The sequence below is a fragment of the Bradyrhizobium sp. Kon56 genome (assembly GCF_055807635.1).
This window is the reverse complement of sequence record NZ_JBVVOU010000044.1, coordinates 1-16,806: the sequence shown is the minus strand read 5'-3', so window position 1 is coordinate 16,806 and position 16,806 is coordinate 1. Positions and strand designations below refer to the sequence as shown.

The 16,806-nt window shown below is 62.6% G+C and carries 12 protein-coding genes; 3 read left to right on the top strand and 9 right to left on the bottom strand.

Annotated elements, in window-relative coordinates:
• Positions 1-20: 20 nt before the first annotated feature.
• Complete coding sequence (locus AC0L3B_RS35240; RefSeq protein ID WP_473382151.1) at positions 21-851, top strand: MlaD family protein; 831 nt, start codon at positions 21-23, stop codon at positions 849-851.
• A gap of 3 nt (positions 852-854) precedes the next feature.
• Here the strand turns inward: AC0L3B_RS35240 and AC0L3B_RS35235 are convergent, their stop codons facing one another.
• From AC0L3B_RS35235 to urtA, 9 genes are all read right to left on the bottom strand, one after another.
• Positions 855-3,974, bottom strand: a complete 3,120-nt coding sequence (locus AC0L3B_RS35235) for an autotransporter outer membrane beta-barrel domain-containing protein (RefSeq protein WP_473382148.1) — start codon at positions 3,972-3,974, stop codon at positions 855-857.
• A 303-nt stretch (positions 3,975-4,277) separates the two neighbouring features.
• On the bottom strand, positions 4,278-5,318 hold the full coding sequence (locus tag AC0L3B_RS35230) for an aliphatic amidase (protein ID WP_473382146.1): 1,041 nt from the start codon (positions 5,316-5,318) through the stop codon (positions 4,278-4,280).
• Between the two features lie 40 nt (positions 5,319-5,358).
• Positions 5,359-5,733 carry an FmdB family zinc ribbon protein gene (locus AC0L3B_RS35225; RefSeq protein ID WP_018455946.1) on the bottom strand — a complete coding sequence of 125 codons (375 nt, stop codon included), beginning with the start codon at positions 5,731-5,733 and terminating at the stop codon, positions 5,359-5,361.
• 90 nt (positions 5,734-5,823) lie between these two features.
• On the bottom strand, positions 5,824-7,053 hold the full coding sequence (fmdA, locus tag AC0L3B_RS35220) for a formamidase (RefSeq protein WP_007598072.1): 1,230 nt from the start codon (positions 7,051-7,053) through the stop codon (positions 5,824-5,826).
• Positions 7,054-7,080: 27 nt separating this feature from the next.
• A complete protein-coding gene (gene urtE / locus AC0L3B_RS35215; RefSeq protein WP_027514532.1) occupies positions 7,081-7,770 on the bottom strand; it encodes an urea ABC transporter ATP-binding subunit UrtE in 690 nt (229 codons plus the stop codon).
• Positions 7,771-7,781: 11 nt separating this feature from the next.
• On the bottom strand, positions 7,782-8,537 hold the full coding sequence (gene urtD / locus AC0L3B_RS35210) for an urea ABC transporter ATP-binding protein UrtD (protein WP_018455944.1): 756 nt from the start codon (positions 8,535-8,537) through the stop codon (positions 7,782-7,784).
• A gap of 118 nt (positions 8,538-8,655) precedes the next feature.
• Complete coding sequence (gene urtC / locus AC0L3B_RS35205; RefSeq protein WP_473382142.1) at positions 8,656-9,795, bottom strand: urea ABC transporter permease subunit UrtC; 1,140 nt, start codon at positions 9,793-9,795, stop codon at positions 8,656-8,658.
• Between the two features lie 17 nt (positions 9,796-9,812).
• Positions 9,813-10,739 (bottom strand): urea ABC transporter permease subunit UrtB, encoded by a 927-nt coding sequence (gene urtB, locus AC0L3B_RS35200; RefSeq protein ID WP_018455942.1) that lies wholly within the window; start codon positions 10,737-10,739, stop codon positions 9,813-9,815.
• A 148-nt stretch (positions 10,740-10,887) separates the two neighbouring features.
• The gene (gene urtA, locus AC0L3B_RS35195) at positions 10,888-12,147 is read right to left on the bottom strand and encodes an urea ABC transporter substrate-binding protein (protein WP_018455941.1); all 1,260 of its coding nucleotides are present in this window, start codon (positions 12,145-12,147) and stop codon (positions 10,888-10,890) included.
• 175 nt (positions 12,148-12,322) lie between these two features.
• Between urtA and AC0L3B_RS35190 the strand changes: the two genes are divergently transcribed.
• Entirely contained in the window at positions 12,323-15,694 is a 3,372-nt protein-coding gene (locus tag AC0L3B_RS35190) for a hybrid sensor histidine kinase/response regulator (protein WP_473382171.1), read from the top strand.
• Positions 15,678-16,607 carry a response regulator gene (locus AC0L3B_RS35185; RefSeq protein ID WP_007598081.1) on the top strand — a complete coding sequence of 310 codons (930 nt, stop codon included), beginning with the start codon at positions 15,678-15,680 and terminating at the stop codon, positions 16,605-16,607. Before AC0L3B_RS35190 ends, AC0L3B_RS35185 begins: the two co-directional genes overlap by 17 nt.
• Positions 16,608-16,806 lie beyond the last annotated feature (199 nt).

The window sequence follows — 16,806 nt, the reverse complement described above, 5'->3', positions numbered from 1 at the left end:
TGGCCGTAAAATCACCCAGCATGGCACGCGCGAGCAATCTGGTGATCGGAACGGCGACGCTGGCGGTGATTGCCGTGGCGTTCGGCGGCGTCCTCGGCGTGCAGAAATGGCGCACCCTCCAGAGCCGCAGCCAGTTGCGCGTGGTTTTCGAGGGCGGCTCGGCCAGCGGATTGCGCCGCGGCGGGCCGGTCAATTTCGACGGTGTTCCCGCCGGCCAGATCCTGTCGATCAAGCTGGACAATCCGCGCAAGGTCGTGGCCCTGGTGATGCTCGACAACTCCGCGCCAATCCGTAAGGACACCGTCGCGGGTATCGAGTTCCAGGGTCTCACCGGCGTCGCCGCGGTCTCGCTGATCGGCGGCGCGCCCTCGGCGCCCCCAGTGCCGCTGGACTCGGACGGCATACCCGTGCTGACCGCCGATCTTAGCGACGCCGAATCGATCGTCGACACCCTGCATAGTGTCGACCGCACGATCGTCAGCAACGCGCCGGCGATCAAGGAGGGCCTGCGCACGTTCGAGACCTACACCGCCGATCTCCGGAGCAAGGGCGGCGAAATCGATTCCGTCATGGCCAAGGTCGATAGCGCCTTCGCGGGCTTCGACAAGGCGGTCACAAAGATCGAAGGCGTAGTGCCCGGCTTTGCCGACGGCAAGGCGGATGAGCTGTTCGAAAAGATCCACGGATTGCACGAGCTCGCCGACACCATGAGGAAGAAATCGGCGAACTTCCTCGAAGACATCCGTCGCTCGCTGCTCGACGTCAGCGAGGCCGCCAACAAGATGAGCGGGACACCCACACCGGCTGCCGCTCCGCGACCGCCGCGCAAGCCGGCGCAGCAGAAACGCTAGCCTCTACCACGCGTAGCGGACGACGCCCTTGCCGGCGTAAGAGCGGGTGACGTTCGAGAACTCGCCCTCGAAGGTCGTCGACGCAGACCAGCCGTTCATCCAGCTCATCTGCACCGCCGCTGTGGTCAGCGCGGAATCGTGCGCCTGGGCGGCGCCATTCACCACGAACGCGGATCCCGGCAACGTCTGGAAGACCGCACCGACGGTGCGATCCGGATTGTAGTCATGCGCCCAGGCGACGCGGCCGCGCAGGGTCATCAGGCCGCCGGCTGCGGCAAAGGACTTGTCCGCGCGCAGGCCGAGTTCGGTGCGGGTGCTGGTCACGTCCTTGGCGGCATAATTCAGCGCGAAGACGTTGCTGCCGACCACAGCGAACTCCGAATAGCTCGGAAGGCTGAACACGGTGGCCTGGAGCGCCGCATAGGGGGTGAGGCCGATCCACTGCGAGACATAGCGATAGCCGCCCTCGACACGGCCCGAGAGCGCGTTGGCGTTGAACTGCGCACGCAACTGATCCAGGCCGGCGGCGGTGACGATGCGATTGGTCGTGACGTCCTGCCAGCCATAGGCCAGCGCGGCCGTGACATAGGCTGGTCCTGCGTTGTGACGCACGAAGGCGCCGGCCTGGAACAAATCCGAGCGGCCCCAGCCGAGCCCGGTGACATTGAAGCCGGTGCCGCCGCCGGCGAGCGCAAAACCTACGATCGTCGACGGCGAGAAGCGATAATCCAGACCAACCGCCGTGCCGTACACGCTGCTGGTGGCGTTGTTCGAGCCAAGCGCCGCATTGCCGCCAGTGGCCTGCGAGCCGCCATAGCCGGCGGCCCAGACGTCCCAGCGCTGCTCGAATGTCAGCGGCGGTGCCTTGCGGTAGATCGAAGCAAGGGCGTCGCTGGCGTTCTTGCGGGTCGCGGCATAGGCAGTCGCGTTCGTCTCGTCGGCATAGGGCGTCGCGCCCGGTGCGCCGCCGCGTCCCGCGCTGAAGACGTCGGTCAACAAGCCGATAAATTGGTTCATCGCATTGAACGTCGTCTGCTGCGATCCCGTCCCTGATTCGCCGGAGGCTTGCGTCAGTCCCGTCGGCGAGAGATTCGCCAGCACCACGGGAAGGCTGCCGGTGTTGTCGAAGTAGTGCGTCAGAATGTTGGCGACATTCTGCTGGTTGATATTGAGGCCGCCGCCATAGCCCAGCGCGAGATCCAGGAAGACGTTGTTGGGGTCGTAGCTCAGGGTCGCATGCAGGTTCGACGACAAACCCGCGACGACCGGATTGAAGCTGTCGGGCAGCGTGCCCGCGTTCAGGATCGTGTAGTGCTTCGCGATCGAGCCGGTCGGTACGACGACGACCGTGGCACCGGCGAGCGTCGCCGTTCCCATGACGACCGCGACGCCGTTGCTGGTGCCCGAGACCTGCACCATGTAGTGCGACGCCGACGTAAACGAGAGATCACCGGACACGTTGAGCGTCCCAGTGGGACTGCCCGGTGCTAGCGTGCCGCCGTTGACGGAGATGGAGCTTCCGACCGTGCCGACGCCACCGAACGTGCCGCCGGCCGCGACACTCACATTGCCATTGATGGTGCCGGCCAGCGTGAGCGTGCCGCCCAGCACGTTCCAGTCCTGATTACCCGTGCCGGTCACCGTCCAGGTCGAATTGTCGACCTTGTTGAAGGTCGAGAAGCCGTCATACTGAAGAAGGGGACCGATCAGGTCGAGGTTGAACGTATCCTTGCCGATGCCTCCGAGCTGGAACGTGTCGACGCCAGTGCCGAGCACCAGGCCGTTGATGATGCTGCCGGGTCCTAGCGTCAGCGTGTTGGGGCCGCAGACACAAAACTCGATTGCAGCGATTCCGGCCGCAGCGTTGATGGTCCCGGAGTTGAAGACGTTGGCCCCGCCGCTCACGCTGATGCCGACGCCGCCAGCACCGACGGTGATGGTTCCGGTATTGACAACGTGGTTTGTCGTTGTGAACGAGCTCACGTCGATGCCGAAGCCGGAATCGCCGACCGTGATCGTACCTCTGTTGATGATGGTGTTGGAATCACCGAGAGCTACGATGCCCTCGGCGAAATCGGCCCCTGTGATCCGTCCATTGTTGCTGATCGTGGAGGACAGGCCCGTAAACGCGATGCCCGCACCGCCCAGACCCACGCTGATCGTCCCGTTTTGGTTGATCGCGACCCGATTGCCCTGCACCGCAATGCCGGCGGACGTGCCATCGCCCGACTTGATCGAGCCACTATTGGTGACCTTGGCGTCATCACCGAACAAGGCGATGCCGGCACCAAAGTCGCCGGCCGTGATTGCGCCGAAATTGCTGACGATTTGAAAACTACCCTGCATAAAGATGCCAGCGGCACCCTGCCCGACCGAAATCGTGCCGGTGGCGGTGTTGGTGACCGTGTTGTTATCCATGGTCGCAACGATGCCGCCGGAGAAGCCGGAGGAATCGCCGACCTTGATCGCGCCTGCATTGGTCACGGTCGTGCTACCGAACGAAGCGAAAATCCCGATTGAATCATCGAGTCCGGTGATCGTGCCCGTCGCGGCGTTGGTGATCGTGTTGCTCTGGACCGCGAAGATGCCCGCGCCCGACGCGCCGATGGACAGCGCACCGCTGTTGCTAACGCTATTGTTGTTTCCTACCGAGATCGCGCTGCCGTGGTCGCCGGTGGTGACGGTCCCGGCATTGATGATGATGTTGTGATCGAGCGCGGAGATACCGAGGCCGTTATCAAGCACCGTGATGGCGCCGTTGTTGGTCACGGTGTTCGAATTGCCGCCATTGATGCCGGTGAGGCCCGAGCCCGCCGCCACCGTGCCGTTGTTAGTGATGACGTTGGTGTCATTGACGTTGATCGCCGCCGTGCCGTTATCGTTGACGCTGGCGCCAGTCAGCACATTTACGGTCAGATTGGTGACGCCGCCGCTTGCCGCAAAGCCGTCGGCATCGGTGCCGCTACAGGTGACGGTCTGCCCGCTTGCCGCCGGGTCGGGCGCGCAGTCCGCCTGCGCAGGTGTCGCCGATAGGCCGAGGCTGAGAACGACCGCCACGACAGACGAAGCGACCGCGGCAAGGCGCAGCCCAATCCGACCAGCCTTCGGCGGCCCAAATTCCACTTTGATGCCCTCAGTCCAGCGCTCCCCAGCGGCGCCGCCGGCAAACTAGGCCGCCGGGCCCCTCCGTGGAACTACGGAATCGGCGGAATCGCTGGGGGACAGCAAAACCGGACTGATTCAGCGGACCATGTTGCACCAGAGGCACGCTTTTCCGGCGCAGCCTGGTCGATCCACGACGTTTGCGTGTGCGGTTCGGTCGCAGTATTGACCGTCGTTCACATCAATGACTGATCATCTGGGGCGGCGCCGCGTCCCAACGGGAGCGAGCGGCACGCCTTCACACACACTGATTTGGGCAACGGCTTAGTAATTGGTGGGCACCGCTTCATTCGGGATGCCGTCGATCGGGCATTCGGCGGTACCGGGCGTCGCGCGCGTCATCGCCTCGACCATGTCCCGGGTGCCTTCGGGATCGGCGATCCAGTTCTTGTAGAAATCATAGGGGCAGACGGCGAGGCCGCGCGGGCTTTCGCCGGAATTGATCATGCCGGTGTAGCCGCGGTGGACCAGCTTGTAGAGATGGTTCTGCGACTGGCCGTTGCGGCGCGCATCGCGGATCAGATGCTTCGACAGCTGGGCATATTGGATGCCGTAGTCCTCCTCGCCGCACTCGCCGAGGGTGCGGCCGTCGAAACCGATGATCGCGGAGTGACCGAAGTAAGAATAGACGCCGTCGAAGCCGGCAGCGTTGGCGACCGCGACATAGACATTATTGGCCCATGCCATCGCTTTTGAAATCAGGATCTGCTGCTCCTTGGCCGGATACATGTAGCCCTGGCAGCGCACGATCAGCTCGGCCCCCTTCATGGCGCAGTCGCGCCAGATCTCCGGGAAGTTGCCGTCGTCGCAGATGATCAGGCTGACCTTCATCCCTTTCGGGCCGTCGGAGACATAGGTGCAATTGCCGGGATACCAGCCCTCGATCGGCACCCACGGCATGATCTTGCGGTACTTCTGCACGATGTCACCCTTGTCGTTCATCAGGATCAGGGTGTTGTAGGGCGCCTTGTGCGGATGCTCCTCGTGGCGTTCGCCGGTGAGCGAGAACACGCCCCACACCTTGGCCTTGCGGCAGGCCTCCGCAAAAATCGCGGTCTCTTCACCGGGCACCGCGCAAGCGGTCTCATACATCTCCTTGGATTCGTACATGATGCCCTGGGTGGAGTATTCCGGGAAAATCACCAGGTCCATGCCGGGAAGGCCGGTCTTCATGCCCACCACCATGTCGGCGATCTTGCGGGCGTTGTCGAGCACCTCGGCCTTGGTGTGCAGGCGCGGCATCTTATAGTTGACCACCGCGACGCCGACGGTGTCGTTGCTGCTGGAGATGTCACCGTGAAGCATTTGAATTGCTCCTCTACTCTGTTTGAGATTGCCGCGTGAATCAGTGACTGATCATCCAGGGCCGCGCGGTGGGAAAACCCTTGGCACCGCTCCTGGTCTTGGTCACCAGCCGCGCCGGCTTGTTCTTATCCGGCGCGTTCTTTGACGAATTCTTGCCCGTGGAGCAGCAGCCGCAACCGGGGCCATGCGAGGCCTTGTATTGCGCCAGCGTCTGCGGCGCGTGCGTGCTGCGCTCGTTGGCGGCGTGAGCCTTGCGCGTCTCCGACGGCATGCAGAAGAAGTTCGGGGCGGTCAGAATCACGCGGGGCGCCATGATTTCACATTGCGGACAGGCTTGCGGATCGTCGCATTCGGCCATCGGGCGCATATCCTTGAACGGACCGCAATCGTCACAGAGATATTCATAGACCGGCATCGCATCATCCCTACGCTGTTGTCTGTGAGAGAACTGTCGCGGCGGATGCGGGGCGGCAGATACGCCGTCTCGCATCCGGTCGCGCAGGGATTACTTGTCCGGCGATATCGGCATCTGGATATCGCCCTTGATGTGCTTGATCGGACCTGCCGAGGACGGCATCACGTCGAAGTCGAAGATTTCCGTCGGCAGCCATAATGTGGCACAGGCATTGGGCACGTCGACGACGCCGGAGATGTGCCCCTGAACCGGTGCCGTACCAAGGATCGAATAGGCCTGGGCGCCGGAGTAGCCGAACTTCTTCAGATATTCGATCGCATTCAGGCAGGCCTGGCGGTAGGCGATGGTGACGTCGAGATAGTGCTGCTTGCCGGCCTCGTCGACCGAGATGCCTTCGAAGATCAGATAGTCCTTGTAGTTCGGTGTGATCGGCGACGGCTTGAAGATCGGATTCTTGACGCCGTACTTCGCCATGCCGTCCTTGATCACCTCGACCTTCAGATGCAGCCAGCCGGCCATCTCGATCGCACCGCAGAAGGTGATCTCGCCGTCGCCCTGACTGAAGTGGAGATCGCCCATCGAGAGACCGGCGCCGGGCACGTAGACGGGGAAGTAGATCTTCGAGCCGCGCGAAAGGTCCTTGATGTCGCAATTGCCGCCATGCTCCCGCGGCGGCACGGTGCGCGCGCCTTCGGCTCCGATCTTGTCCTTGACCTCACCCTTGGCGCGGCCGCCATGAGCGGTCGGCGCGAACGGCGGATTGGCGAGGCCGGGCACACGGGTCGGATTGGTTGCGATCAGCTCGGCCTCGCGCTTGTTCCAGGTGTCCAGCATCTTCGGATCGGGGAGACAGCCGATCAGGCCGGGATGGATCAGGCCGGCGAAGTTGACGCCCGGAATATGCCGCGACGAGGTGTAGAGACCCTTGATGTCCCAGATCGACTTCTGCGCCAGCGGGAAATGATCCGTAAGAAATCCGCCGCCGTTCTGCTTGGAGAAGAAGCCGTTGAAGCCCCACATGCTCTCCTTCATCGGGCCAACGTCGAGCAGGTCGACGACGAGGAGGTCACCGGGCTCGGCGCCCTTGACGCCGATCGGGCCGGAGAGGAAGTGCACGATCGACAGATCGATGTCGCGCACGTCGTCGGCGGAATCGTTGTTCTTGATGAAACCGCCGGTCCAGTCATAAGTCTCGATGATGAAGTCGTCGCCGGGATTGACCCAGGCCACGATCGGAATGTCGGGGTGCCAGCGGTTATGCACCATGTCATTTTCATAGGCCGACTTGGTGAGATCGACCTTGATCAGTGTCTCTGGCATCGAGAAGCTCCCCTTTTACACGGTTGGTTAGACGGACAGATATTTCGAGACCTGCGCGGCATCGACGGCGTCGCGCGGATCATCACGGACGATCTCGCCGTTCTCGATCACCAGCACACGGTCGGCGATATCGAGCGCGAAGCTCAGGACCTGCTCGGACACGACGATTGAAAGCCCCTTCTCGTCGCGGATGCGCTTGAGCGTGCGCGCCATCTCCTTGATGATCGACGGCTGGATACCTTCGGTCGGCTCGTCGAGCAGCAGCACTTTTGGCTTGGTCGCCAGCGCACGAGCGATCGCGAGTTGTTGCTGCTGGCCGCCGGAGAGATTGCCGCCACGGCGGTCCTTCATCTCCAGCAGCACCGGAAACAGTTCGTAGATGTCGCCGGGCACTTCGGTTCCGCCGGAGACCACGAGGCCGGTCTCGATGTTCTCCTTCACCGTCATGGTAGAAAAGATCATGCGGCCTTGCGGCACATAGGCGAGCCCCTTGGCCACCCGCTCGTAGCTCGGCAGGCTGCCGAGCTCGGCGCCGTCCATGGTCACCGAGCCACTCTTGGCCGGCAGGATCCCCATCAGCGATTTCATCAGCGTGGTTTTGCCCATGCCGTTGCGACCCATGATCGCCACGATCTCGTTGGGCGCGACTTTGACGTTGAGCCCGTGCAGCACCTCGCTCTGGCCGTAGGCGACGTGAAGATCAGAAATAGCCAGCATCGTCGCGCTCCTTAGTGACCGAGATAAACTTCGACGACCTTGGGATCGTTCTTCACCTTTTCCATGGTGCCTTCCGAGAGGATCTGGCCCTGGTGAAGCACGGTGACCTTGTGCGCGATGTCCTCGACGAACTTCATGTCGTGCTCGATCACGAGCACCGAGCGATTTTTGATGATGCGGTTGAGCAGCTCGGCGGTCTTGGTGCGTTCGGACACGCTCATGCCGGCGACGGGCTCGTCCAGCATCAGTAGGTCAGGATCCTGAATCAGCAGCATGCCGATCTCGAGCCATTGCTTCTGGCCATGACTGAGCTCGGAGGCATAGGTGTTGAGCTTGTCCTTGAGGAAGATCATCTCGGCAACCTCTCCGACGCGTGACCTCACCAGCTGGTCACGCTGGAACGTGAGTGAGCCGAATACGGTGCGGCCGCGCGGAAACGAGATCTCGAGATTCTCGAACACGGTGAGGTCTTCGAACACCGACGGCGTCTGGAACTTGCGGCCGACGCCGGCCTTGACGATCTCGTTCTCCTTCAGCTTGGTCAGCTCGGTCCCGCGAAACTGGATCGAGCCTTCGGTCGCCTTGGTCTTGCCGCAGATCAGGTCAAGCACCGTGGTCTTGCCGGCCCCATTGGGGCCGATGATGACGCGGATCTCGTTCTCCTCGACGTAAAACGAGAGATCGTTGACGGCCTTGAAGCCGTCGAAGGAAACCGTCAGCCCGGAGACCGCGAGCAGGAATTCCTTGGGCTGATGACCGACGAGCATGATCTATCTCCTCACTGCCAGCGTGGCATCGGCATCGCGATGACCGACGAGCATGACCTATCTCCTCACTGCCAGCATGGCATCGGCATCGTGATGACCGACGAGCATGATAGTCTCCTCACTCTGCTGGTGCGCCGTCGGCAACCGAATTGTCGCTCCAGCCCGGCTTCTTGCGCGAGGCGAAAAGGCGGTCGACGCGCGGCTGCACATAGTCGGCCCAGAGCCCCGACAGGCCGTTCGGGAAAGCGAGCACGACCGCGATGAACAGCGCGCCGAGACCAAACAGCCAGAGTTGCGGAAAGGATTCCGACAGGCCGGTCTTGGCGAAGTTCACCAGAATGGCCCCCCATATCGCGCCAAAGATCGACATCCGTCCGCCGACCGCGGTGTAGATCACCATCTCGATCGACGGCACGATGCCGACAAAGGACGGCGACATGAAACCGACATTGAGCGCGAACATGGCCCCGCCGATCGCGGCGAAAACCGCGGCCATACAGAACGCAAAGATCTTGAAGTTGGCGACGCTGTAGCCGGAGAAGCGGACGCGGTCCTCCTGTTCGCGCATAGCCACCAGGATGCGGCCGAGCTTGGTCAGGCGGATGAACTGCGCGATGCCGATGCAGGCGAACAGCAGCACCACTTCGACGAAGTACAAGATGACCTTGGCGTGGTCGGGCCGGATGTCCCATCCCTTGAGGGTGCGCAGGTCGGTCATGCCGTTGATGCCGCCGGTGTAGCCCTGCTGGCCCACGATCAGGATGGTGAGGATGGCCGCCACCGCCTGGGTGATGATGGCAAAGTAGGTGCCGCCCACGCGCCGCTTGAACATCGCAGTGCCGATGATCAGCGCGAAGATGCCGGGGACCAAGATGATGGCGAGGATGGTGAAGGCGAGACTGTGAAACGGCTGCCAGAACAGTGGCAGTGACGTGATCTGATTCCAGTCCATGAAGTCCGGGATGCCTGGCGTCGACTGGATTTTGGTATTTTCGACGCTGGAGGCCTCCAGCTTGAGGAACATCGCCATGCAATAGCCGCCGAGGCCGAAGAACACGCCCTGCCCCAGACTGAGAATGCCGCCGTAGCCCCAGCACAGCACGAGACCGAGCGCGACGAAGGCGTAGGTCAGATACTTCGCGACGAGGTTGAGACGGAACACATCCAGCGAGAGCGGCAGGATGACGAACAGCACGGCGGCCAGCACGAGGAAGCCCATGAGCTCGGATCGATTGAAGAAGCGTGAGTTGATGACCATGACTTGCCTGCTTCTTGTTATTTGCGGACCTTGAGGGCGAAGAGACCCTGCGGCCGCAGCATCAGGATTCCGACAACGGCAAGCAGCGTCAGCACCTTAGCCATCGAGCCCGACAGGAAGAACTCGAGGGTGGATTGGGTCTGCGAGATTGAGAAGGCCGATGCGATGGTGCCGAGCAGGCTTGCCGCGCCGCCGAACACGACCACCAGGAACGTATCGACGATGTAGAGCTGTCCGGAGGTCGGCCCGGTCGAGCCGATCATGGTGAAGGCGCTCCCAGCGACACCGGCAATGCCGCAGCCGAGGCCGAAAGTGTAGCGATCCACCTTTTCGGTGTTGATGCCGACGGCACCGGCCATGATGCGGTTCTGCACGACGGCGCGCACCTGTCGACCCCAGCGCGATTTGTACATCACGTAGGCGACGCCGACAGTGATCAGGACGGTGAGGCACATCACGAAGACGCCGTTGATCGGCACTTCGATGCTGTCGGTCACGTGCAGCGAGCCGAGCATCCATTGCGGCAGCTCGACGCCGACCTCGCGCGCGCCGAACACGGAGCGATAGGCCTGTTGCAGGATCAGGCTGAGGCCCCAAGTCGCGAGCAGCGTGTCGAGCGGGCGCTTGTAGAGATGCCGTATCAGCACCCATTCCACCAGCATCCCCAACGCACCGGATGCGACAAAGGCCAGGATCATCGCGAGGAAGAAATAGCCGCTGAACAGGCTCGGCAAATAGGATTGGAAGAAGCTCGAGGTCATCCAGGTGACGTAGGCCCCAAGGATCATGAACTCGCCATGGGCCATGTTGATGACGCCCATCTGGCCGAAGATGATCGCAAGACCCAGCGCCATCAGGACGTAGACGGAGAACAGGATCAGTCCTGCAAAGCCCTGCATGACGAAGATGGAGCCAAGGTCACCAAGCGAGTAGTCGCCGAACATCGATGTCCTCCGTCGGGAAAGGGTCCCGCGTCGCGAGCAGGTTCGCGACGCGGGGGTCTTGGGCGTGGATTTGCGGTCCACGCCAGGGAGAGGTTTTGCCTGAGAGGGAAACGGCGACGAACGCCGTGACTAACTGATAGATCTCGTCTTACTGGTAGCCCTTGGGGAACGGATCCGGCTCGACCAGATCGGCGGTCTCGTAGATCAGTTCGAACTGGCCATCGAGCTTGGCGCGTCCCACCCGGGTCTTCGACCAGAGGTGATGATTTTCGTGGATGCGCACATAACCTTCCGGAGCGCCCTTGAACTCGATGCCCGGCGACGCCGCGGCGATCTTGTCGATGTCGAAGGAGCCCGCCTTCTCCACCGTCAACTTCCACAACCACGGTCCGAGATAGGCAGCCTGGGTGACGTCTCCGATCACGGTCTTCTCGCCCCACATCTTCTTGAACGCAGGAACGAAGGTCTTGTTGTTCGGATTGTCGAGCGACTGGAAGTACTTCATGCAGGCATAGGCGCCCGCGATGTTCTCGCCGCCAATGCCGTCGATCTCGTCTTCGGTCACCGAGATCGTGAGCAGCGCCTGCTTGGAGAGGTCGATGCCGGCCGCCTTGAGCTGCTTGTAGAACGCGACGTTCGAGCCGCCGACGACGTCGGTGAAGATCACGTCGGGCTTGGTCAGCTTGATCTTGTTGATGACCGAATTGAACTGCGTATTGCCGAGCGGATAATACTCTTCGCCGACCACCTTGCCCTTCAGCACGTTCTCGACATGCTTGCGCGCAATCTTGTTCGAGGTGCGCGGCCAGATGTAGTCGGAGCCGATGAAGAAGAACGACTTGGCGCCCTTCTCCTTGGCGATCCAGTTCAGGCCGGCGAGGATCTGCTGAGTGGCTTCCTGACCTGTGTAGATCACGTTCTTGGACTGCTCGAGACCTTCGTAGAAGGTCGGGTAATAGAGCATGCCGTTGTACTGCTCCATGACGGGCAGCACGGCCTTGCGGGACGCCGAGGTCCAGCAGCCCATGATCGCCGCGACCTTGTCGTTGACCAGCAGCTTCTTGGCCTTCTCGGCAAAGGTCGGCCAGTCGCTGGCGCCGTCTTCCTGGATGAACTTGATCTTGCGACCGAGCACGCCGCCCATGGCATTGATCTGCTCGATGGCAAGCTTTTCGGCTTCGATCGAGCCGGTCTCGGAGATGGCCATGGTGCCGGTCGCCGAATGCAGGATGCCGACCGTCACCTCGGTGTCGGTGACCGCGAGACCCGTGGTGTTGACTGCCGAGGTCGCTGGGGCCTGCGCAAAAGATGCTCGCGGTAGCATGGTGATGGCCGGCACGGCCGCCATTCCCATCAATAATTTGCGCCGGAGCGGCGATAACAGGCCCTTGTTCGCTTCGTCTGACATGAGCACCCCACTGTTGTTCGAGGACACGCGATTGGTGCCGTGAGGATGGCTCGAATTTGTGCACTGCAAGCATACGCAAGATCGCGTATACTGCACCGCAAAATGACGACGTAGGCTTTTGGTACGGATTTTGCGAGGGGGTCCGGCGCGTTCGGGAGTAGGAGTGGGGGCTGAAGTGGCAGGGCGGCAGCGAATAGATCGCGTCAGGCGCCAGTACAACCAATGGGTCGCCAACCAGACGCTGGAAGACTACGCGCTGCGCTTCACCGCCAAGAGCGCGCGCCGGTGGTCCGCTGCCCGCGTCGCCAACACTGCACTGGGCGCCATCTCCTTTCTCGCGCTTGAGGCGATCGGCGGCACCATCACCCTGAATTACGGGGTTACCAACGCCACCGCCGCGATCCTCGTCGTCTCCATCATCATCTTCTGCTGCGGCGTCCCGATTGCCTATTATGCCGCCAAATGCGGCATCGACATTGACCTGCTCACCCGCGGCGCCGGCTTCGGTTATATCGGCTCGACCGTCACGTCGCTGATCTACGCCTCCTTCACCTTCATCTTCTTCGCGATCGAAGCGGTGATCCTGGCCACGGCGCTCGAGATGTGCTTCGGCATTCCGCGCCCGATCGGCTATCTCATCAGCGCGGTCGCGATCATCCCGCTTGTCACCTACGGCATCACGCTGATCAGCCGCTTCCAGCTCTGGACGCAGCCGATCTGGATCATCCTCCACATCCTGCCCTTCGCGGCGATCGCCTGGGCCAACCCTTACTCGTTCACGGAATGGCGCAAATTCGCCGGCGAGCACGGCGACCCCAGCGGACATTTCGATCTACTGCTGTTCGGCGTAGCATCCTCCGTGGTGTTTTCGCTGGTGGCTCAGATCGGCGAGCAGGTCGACTTCCTCAGGTTTCTGCCGCGCGACCGCCGCACCTCGCGAACGTCGTGGTGGGCCGCCCTGCTGATCGCGGGGCCCGGCTGGATCATCTTCGGCGCGCTGAAATTGCTGCTGGGCTCGTTTCTCGCCTTCTTCGCGCTGAGCCACGGCCTCTCCAGCGAGCTGGCGGCCGAGCCTGCGCACATGTATCTCGAGGCGTTTCGCTACGTGTTGTCGCAGCCGGACATGGCTCTGGCACTCACCGGCGCGTTCGTGATCCTGTCGCAGCTCAAGATCAACGTCACCAACGCCTATGCAGGCTCGATCGCCTGGTCGAACTTCTTCTCGCGTCTCACTCATAGCCATCCGGGCCGGGTCGTCTGGCTGGTGTTCAACGTGATGGTGGCCTTGCTGCTGATGGAGATCGGCGTCTACAAGGCGCTGGAGCAGACGCTCGCGCTCTACTCCAATGTCGCGATCGCCTGGGTCGGTGCGCTGGTCTCTGATCTCGTGGTCAACAAGCCCCTCGGCCTGCGCCCGCCGCAGATGGAGTTCAAGCGCGCCCATCTCTACGACATCAACCCGGTCGGCGTCGGCGCGATGACGATCGCGACCATCGTCTCGATCGCGGCATTCTACGGCCTGTTCGGCTCGACCATGAAAGCGCTCGCGGCCTTCGTCGCGCTGACGGTCGCCTTCGTCACCGCGCCCGTCATCGCCTGGCTCACCGACGGAAAATATTACATCGCGCGCAAGCCGAAGAGGAGTTGGGCCAACATCGAATCGATCCAGTGCTGCATCTGCGAGCACCATTTCGAGCCGGAGGACATGACCTCCTGTCCTGCCTATGCCGGCCCGATCTGCTCGCTATGCTGCTCGCTCGATGCGCGCTGCCACGATTTGTGCAAACCGCATGCGCGCGCGCAGGTGCAGTTCGCCGACGCACTCGCCAGGATCTTGCCGCAGGCGATCTATCAGCGGATCAACTCGCAGTTCGGCCACTACATCGGTGTGTTCGTGGTCTCCGCGGGCCTCGTCGCGCTGGTGCTGGGGCTGATTTACCTCCAGAGCTCGGTCAGCGTGCCTGGCGAGAACATGCTCGTCTCCAACGTGCTCTGGAAGGTGTTCTTCTCGCTCAGCATCATCATCGGCGTGGTGGCCTGGCTGTTCGTGCTGGCGCAGCAGAGCCGACGGGCCGCCGAGGCCGAGACCCGGCGCCAGACCACGCTGCTGATTCAGGAGATCGACGCCCACAAGCGCACCGATGCCGAGCTCCAGCGCGCCAAGGAAATCGCAGAATCCGCCAACCTCGCCAAGAGCCGCTACGTGGTGGGCCTGAGCCACGAGCTGCGCTCGCCGCTGAATGCGATCAGCGGCTATGCCCAACTCCTGGAGCAGGACACCACGCTCAACACCAAGCCGCGCGACCAGGTCCGCGTCGTCCGCCGCAGCGCCGATCACCTCTCCGGCCTGATCGACGGCATTCTGGACATCTCCAAGATCGAGGCGGGGCGGCTGTACCTGTCGCGCGACGAGGTGCGCCTGACCGAATTCCTCGACCAGCTCGTCGGCATGTTCCGCCTTCAGGCCGCGGCCAAGAGCATCGACTTCGTGTTCAGGCGGCCGGCGCATTTGCCGGTCGTGGTCTATGCCGACGAGAAGCGGCTGCGCCAGGTGCTGATCAATCTGCTGTCCAACGCGATCAAATTCACCCAGGCCGGCAGTGTGCAGTTCGTGGTGCACTATCGCAGCCCGGTCGCGGAGTTCGAGGTGATCGACACCGGCCCCGGCATCCAGGGCGACGATCTCGAACGCATCTTCGCACCTTTCGAACGTGGCGCGCTCGGTGTCTCGCAGCCGCAGACCGGCACGGGGCTGGGCCTCACCATCAGCCGGTTGCTCGCCGGCGTCATGGGCGGCGACATCAAGGTCTTGAGCACGGTCGGCAGCGGCAGCACGTTCAAGGTCAAGATGCTGCTATCCGAAGTCACCAATCCGCAGCGCATTGCGCCGGTGGAGGCCCCGATCTCGGGCTATCACGGCGCGCGCAAGACCATCCTCATCACCGACGACGATCCCGTGCATCGCGACCTCCTGCGCGAGGTGTTGACCCCACTCGGCTTCATCCTGCTCAGCGCGCCCGACGGGCCTGGCTGCCTGGCGCTAGCCCAGCACTGCCGGCCTGATCTGTTCCTGCTCGATATCTCCATGCCTGGCATGGACGGCTGGACGGTGGCGGAGACGCTGCGCGCGAACGGCCACCATCAGGCGCGCATCCTGATGGTGTCTGCCAGCGCGCTCGAGGCGCACGGCACACCGCTGGCACAGCCTTTCCACGACGGCTACCTGATGAAGCCGATCGATATTCCCAGGCTTTTGGAAAGTATCCGCCAGCTTCTCAAGGTCGAATGGCAATACGGCTCGGAGGAGATCGCGGTGCCGCTGTGGCGGCCGGAGAGCGGCTCGCGGCCGCCTGTACGACACATCGAGGCTCTGATCGGGCTCGGTCAGATCGGCTACGTCAAGGCTATCCAGTTGAAGCTGGACGAGATCGGCAGTGAGCACCCTGAACATGCCGACTTCGTCGCGGAAATGCGGTCGCTGATCGACCGCTTCGATCTCGACCAGTACATGGCCACATTGAAGACGTTGCATGCGTATGAGCACTGAGTCGAAAAAGCGCGACGTCGCGCTCGTTGTTGACGACTCCCCGGAGACGCTGCGGCTGCTCACCGACGCGCTCGACAGCGCCGGGATGACGGTGATGGTGGCGCTCGACGGCGCGGCCGCGATGCGTATCGTCGACCAAATCACGCCTGACATCGTGCTGCTCGACGCTGTGATGCCGGGCATGGACGGGTTCGAGACCTGCCGCCGCCTCAAGCGCGATGCGGGCCTTGCCAATGTCCCGGTGATATTCATGACGGGGCTCGCCGAGACCGAGCACATCGTGCGCGGGCTGGAGGCCGGCGGCGTCGACTACGTGACCAAGCCGATCGTGATCGAGGAGATGCTGGCGCGGATCCGCGTTCATCTCGGCAATGCGCGGCTGACGCAAAGCGCACGCGCCGCGCTCGATGTCTCCGGCCGATTCCTGTTCGCGGTCAACCGCCAGGGCAAATTGTTGTGGGCGACCCCGCAGGCGCAGAAGCTGCTGGCGGACCACCACGGCGCGCAGGCCGACGACGATTTCGTCCTGCCGGTATCATTGCTGCAATGGCTGGAGCAGGCGAAGGGCAAGGGCAGCTCGAAGTCTCAGGCGGCTTCCTTGCCCGACAATCCTCAGCTCCGGCTGTACTACATGGGCGAGACCGCACCGAACGAGTTCCTGCTGCGGCTCTCCAGGGAATCCGGCACCGCGCCGCCACCCGAGTTCACCAGCGAGCTCGGCCTCACTACCCGCGAAGGCGAGGTGCTGGCCTGGCTCAGCAAGGGCAAAACCAACCGCGACATCGCGCAGATTTTGGGCTTGAGCCCGCGCACGGTCGACAAGCATCTCGAGCAGATCTACTCCAAGCTTGGAGTCGAGAACCGGACCGCGGCTGCGGCGATTGCAACGAATGCGACAAGAAGGAATTCCTGACGCCTCCACCGCCGTCGTCCTGGACAAGCGCAGCGAAGCGGAGCGTCGATCCAGGACCCATTACCACAGTACGTGGTTTGGCGATGGCTCTTGATGACAAGCTCGCGCCGCAACTTCTCCCTGGGTAATGGGTCCCCTGAGTTCACAAACGAAGTGCAACACTTCCATCTGGAGGTGTTGCCATGGGGCGGACTTACAA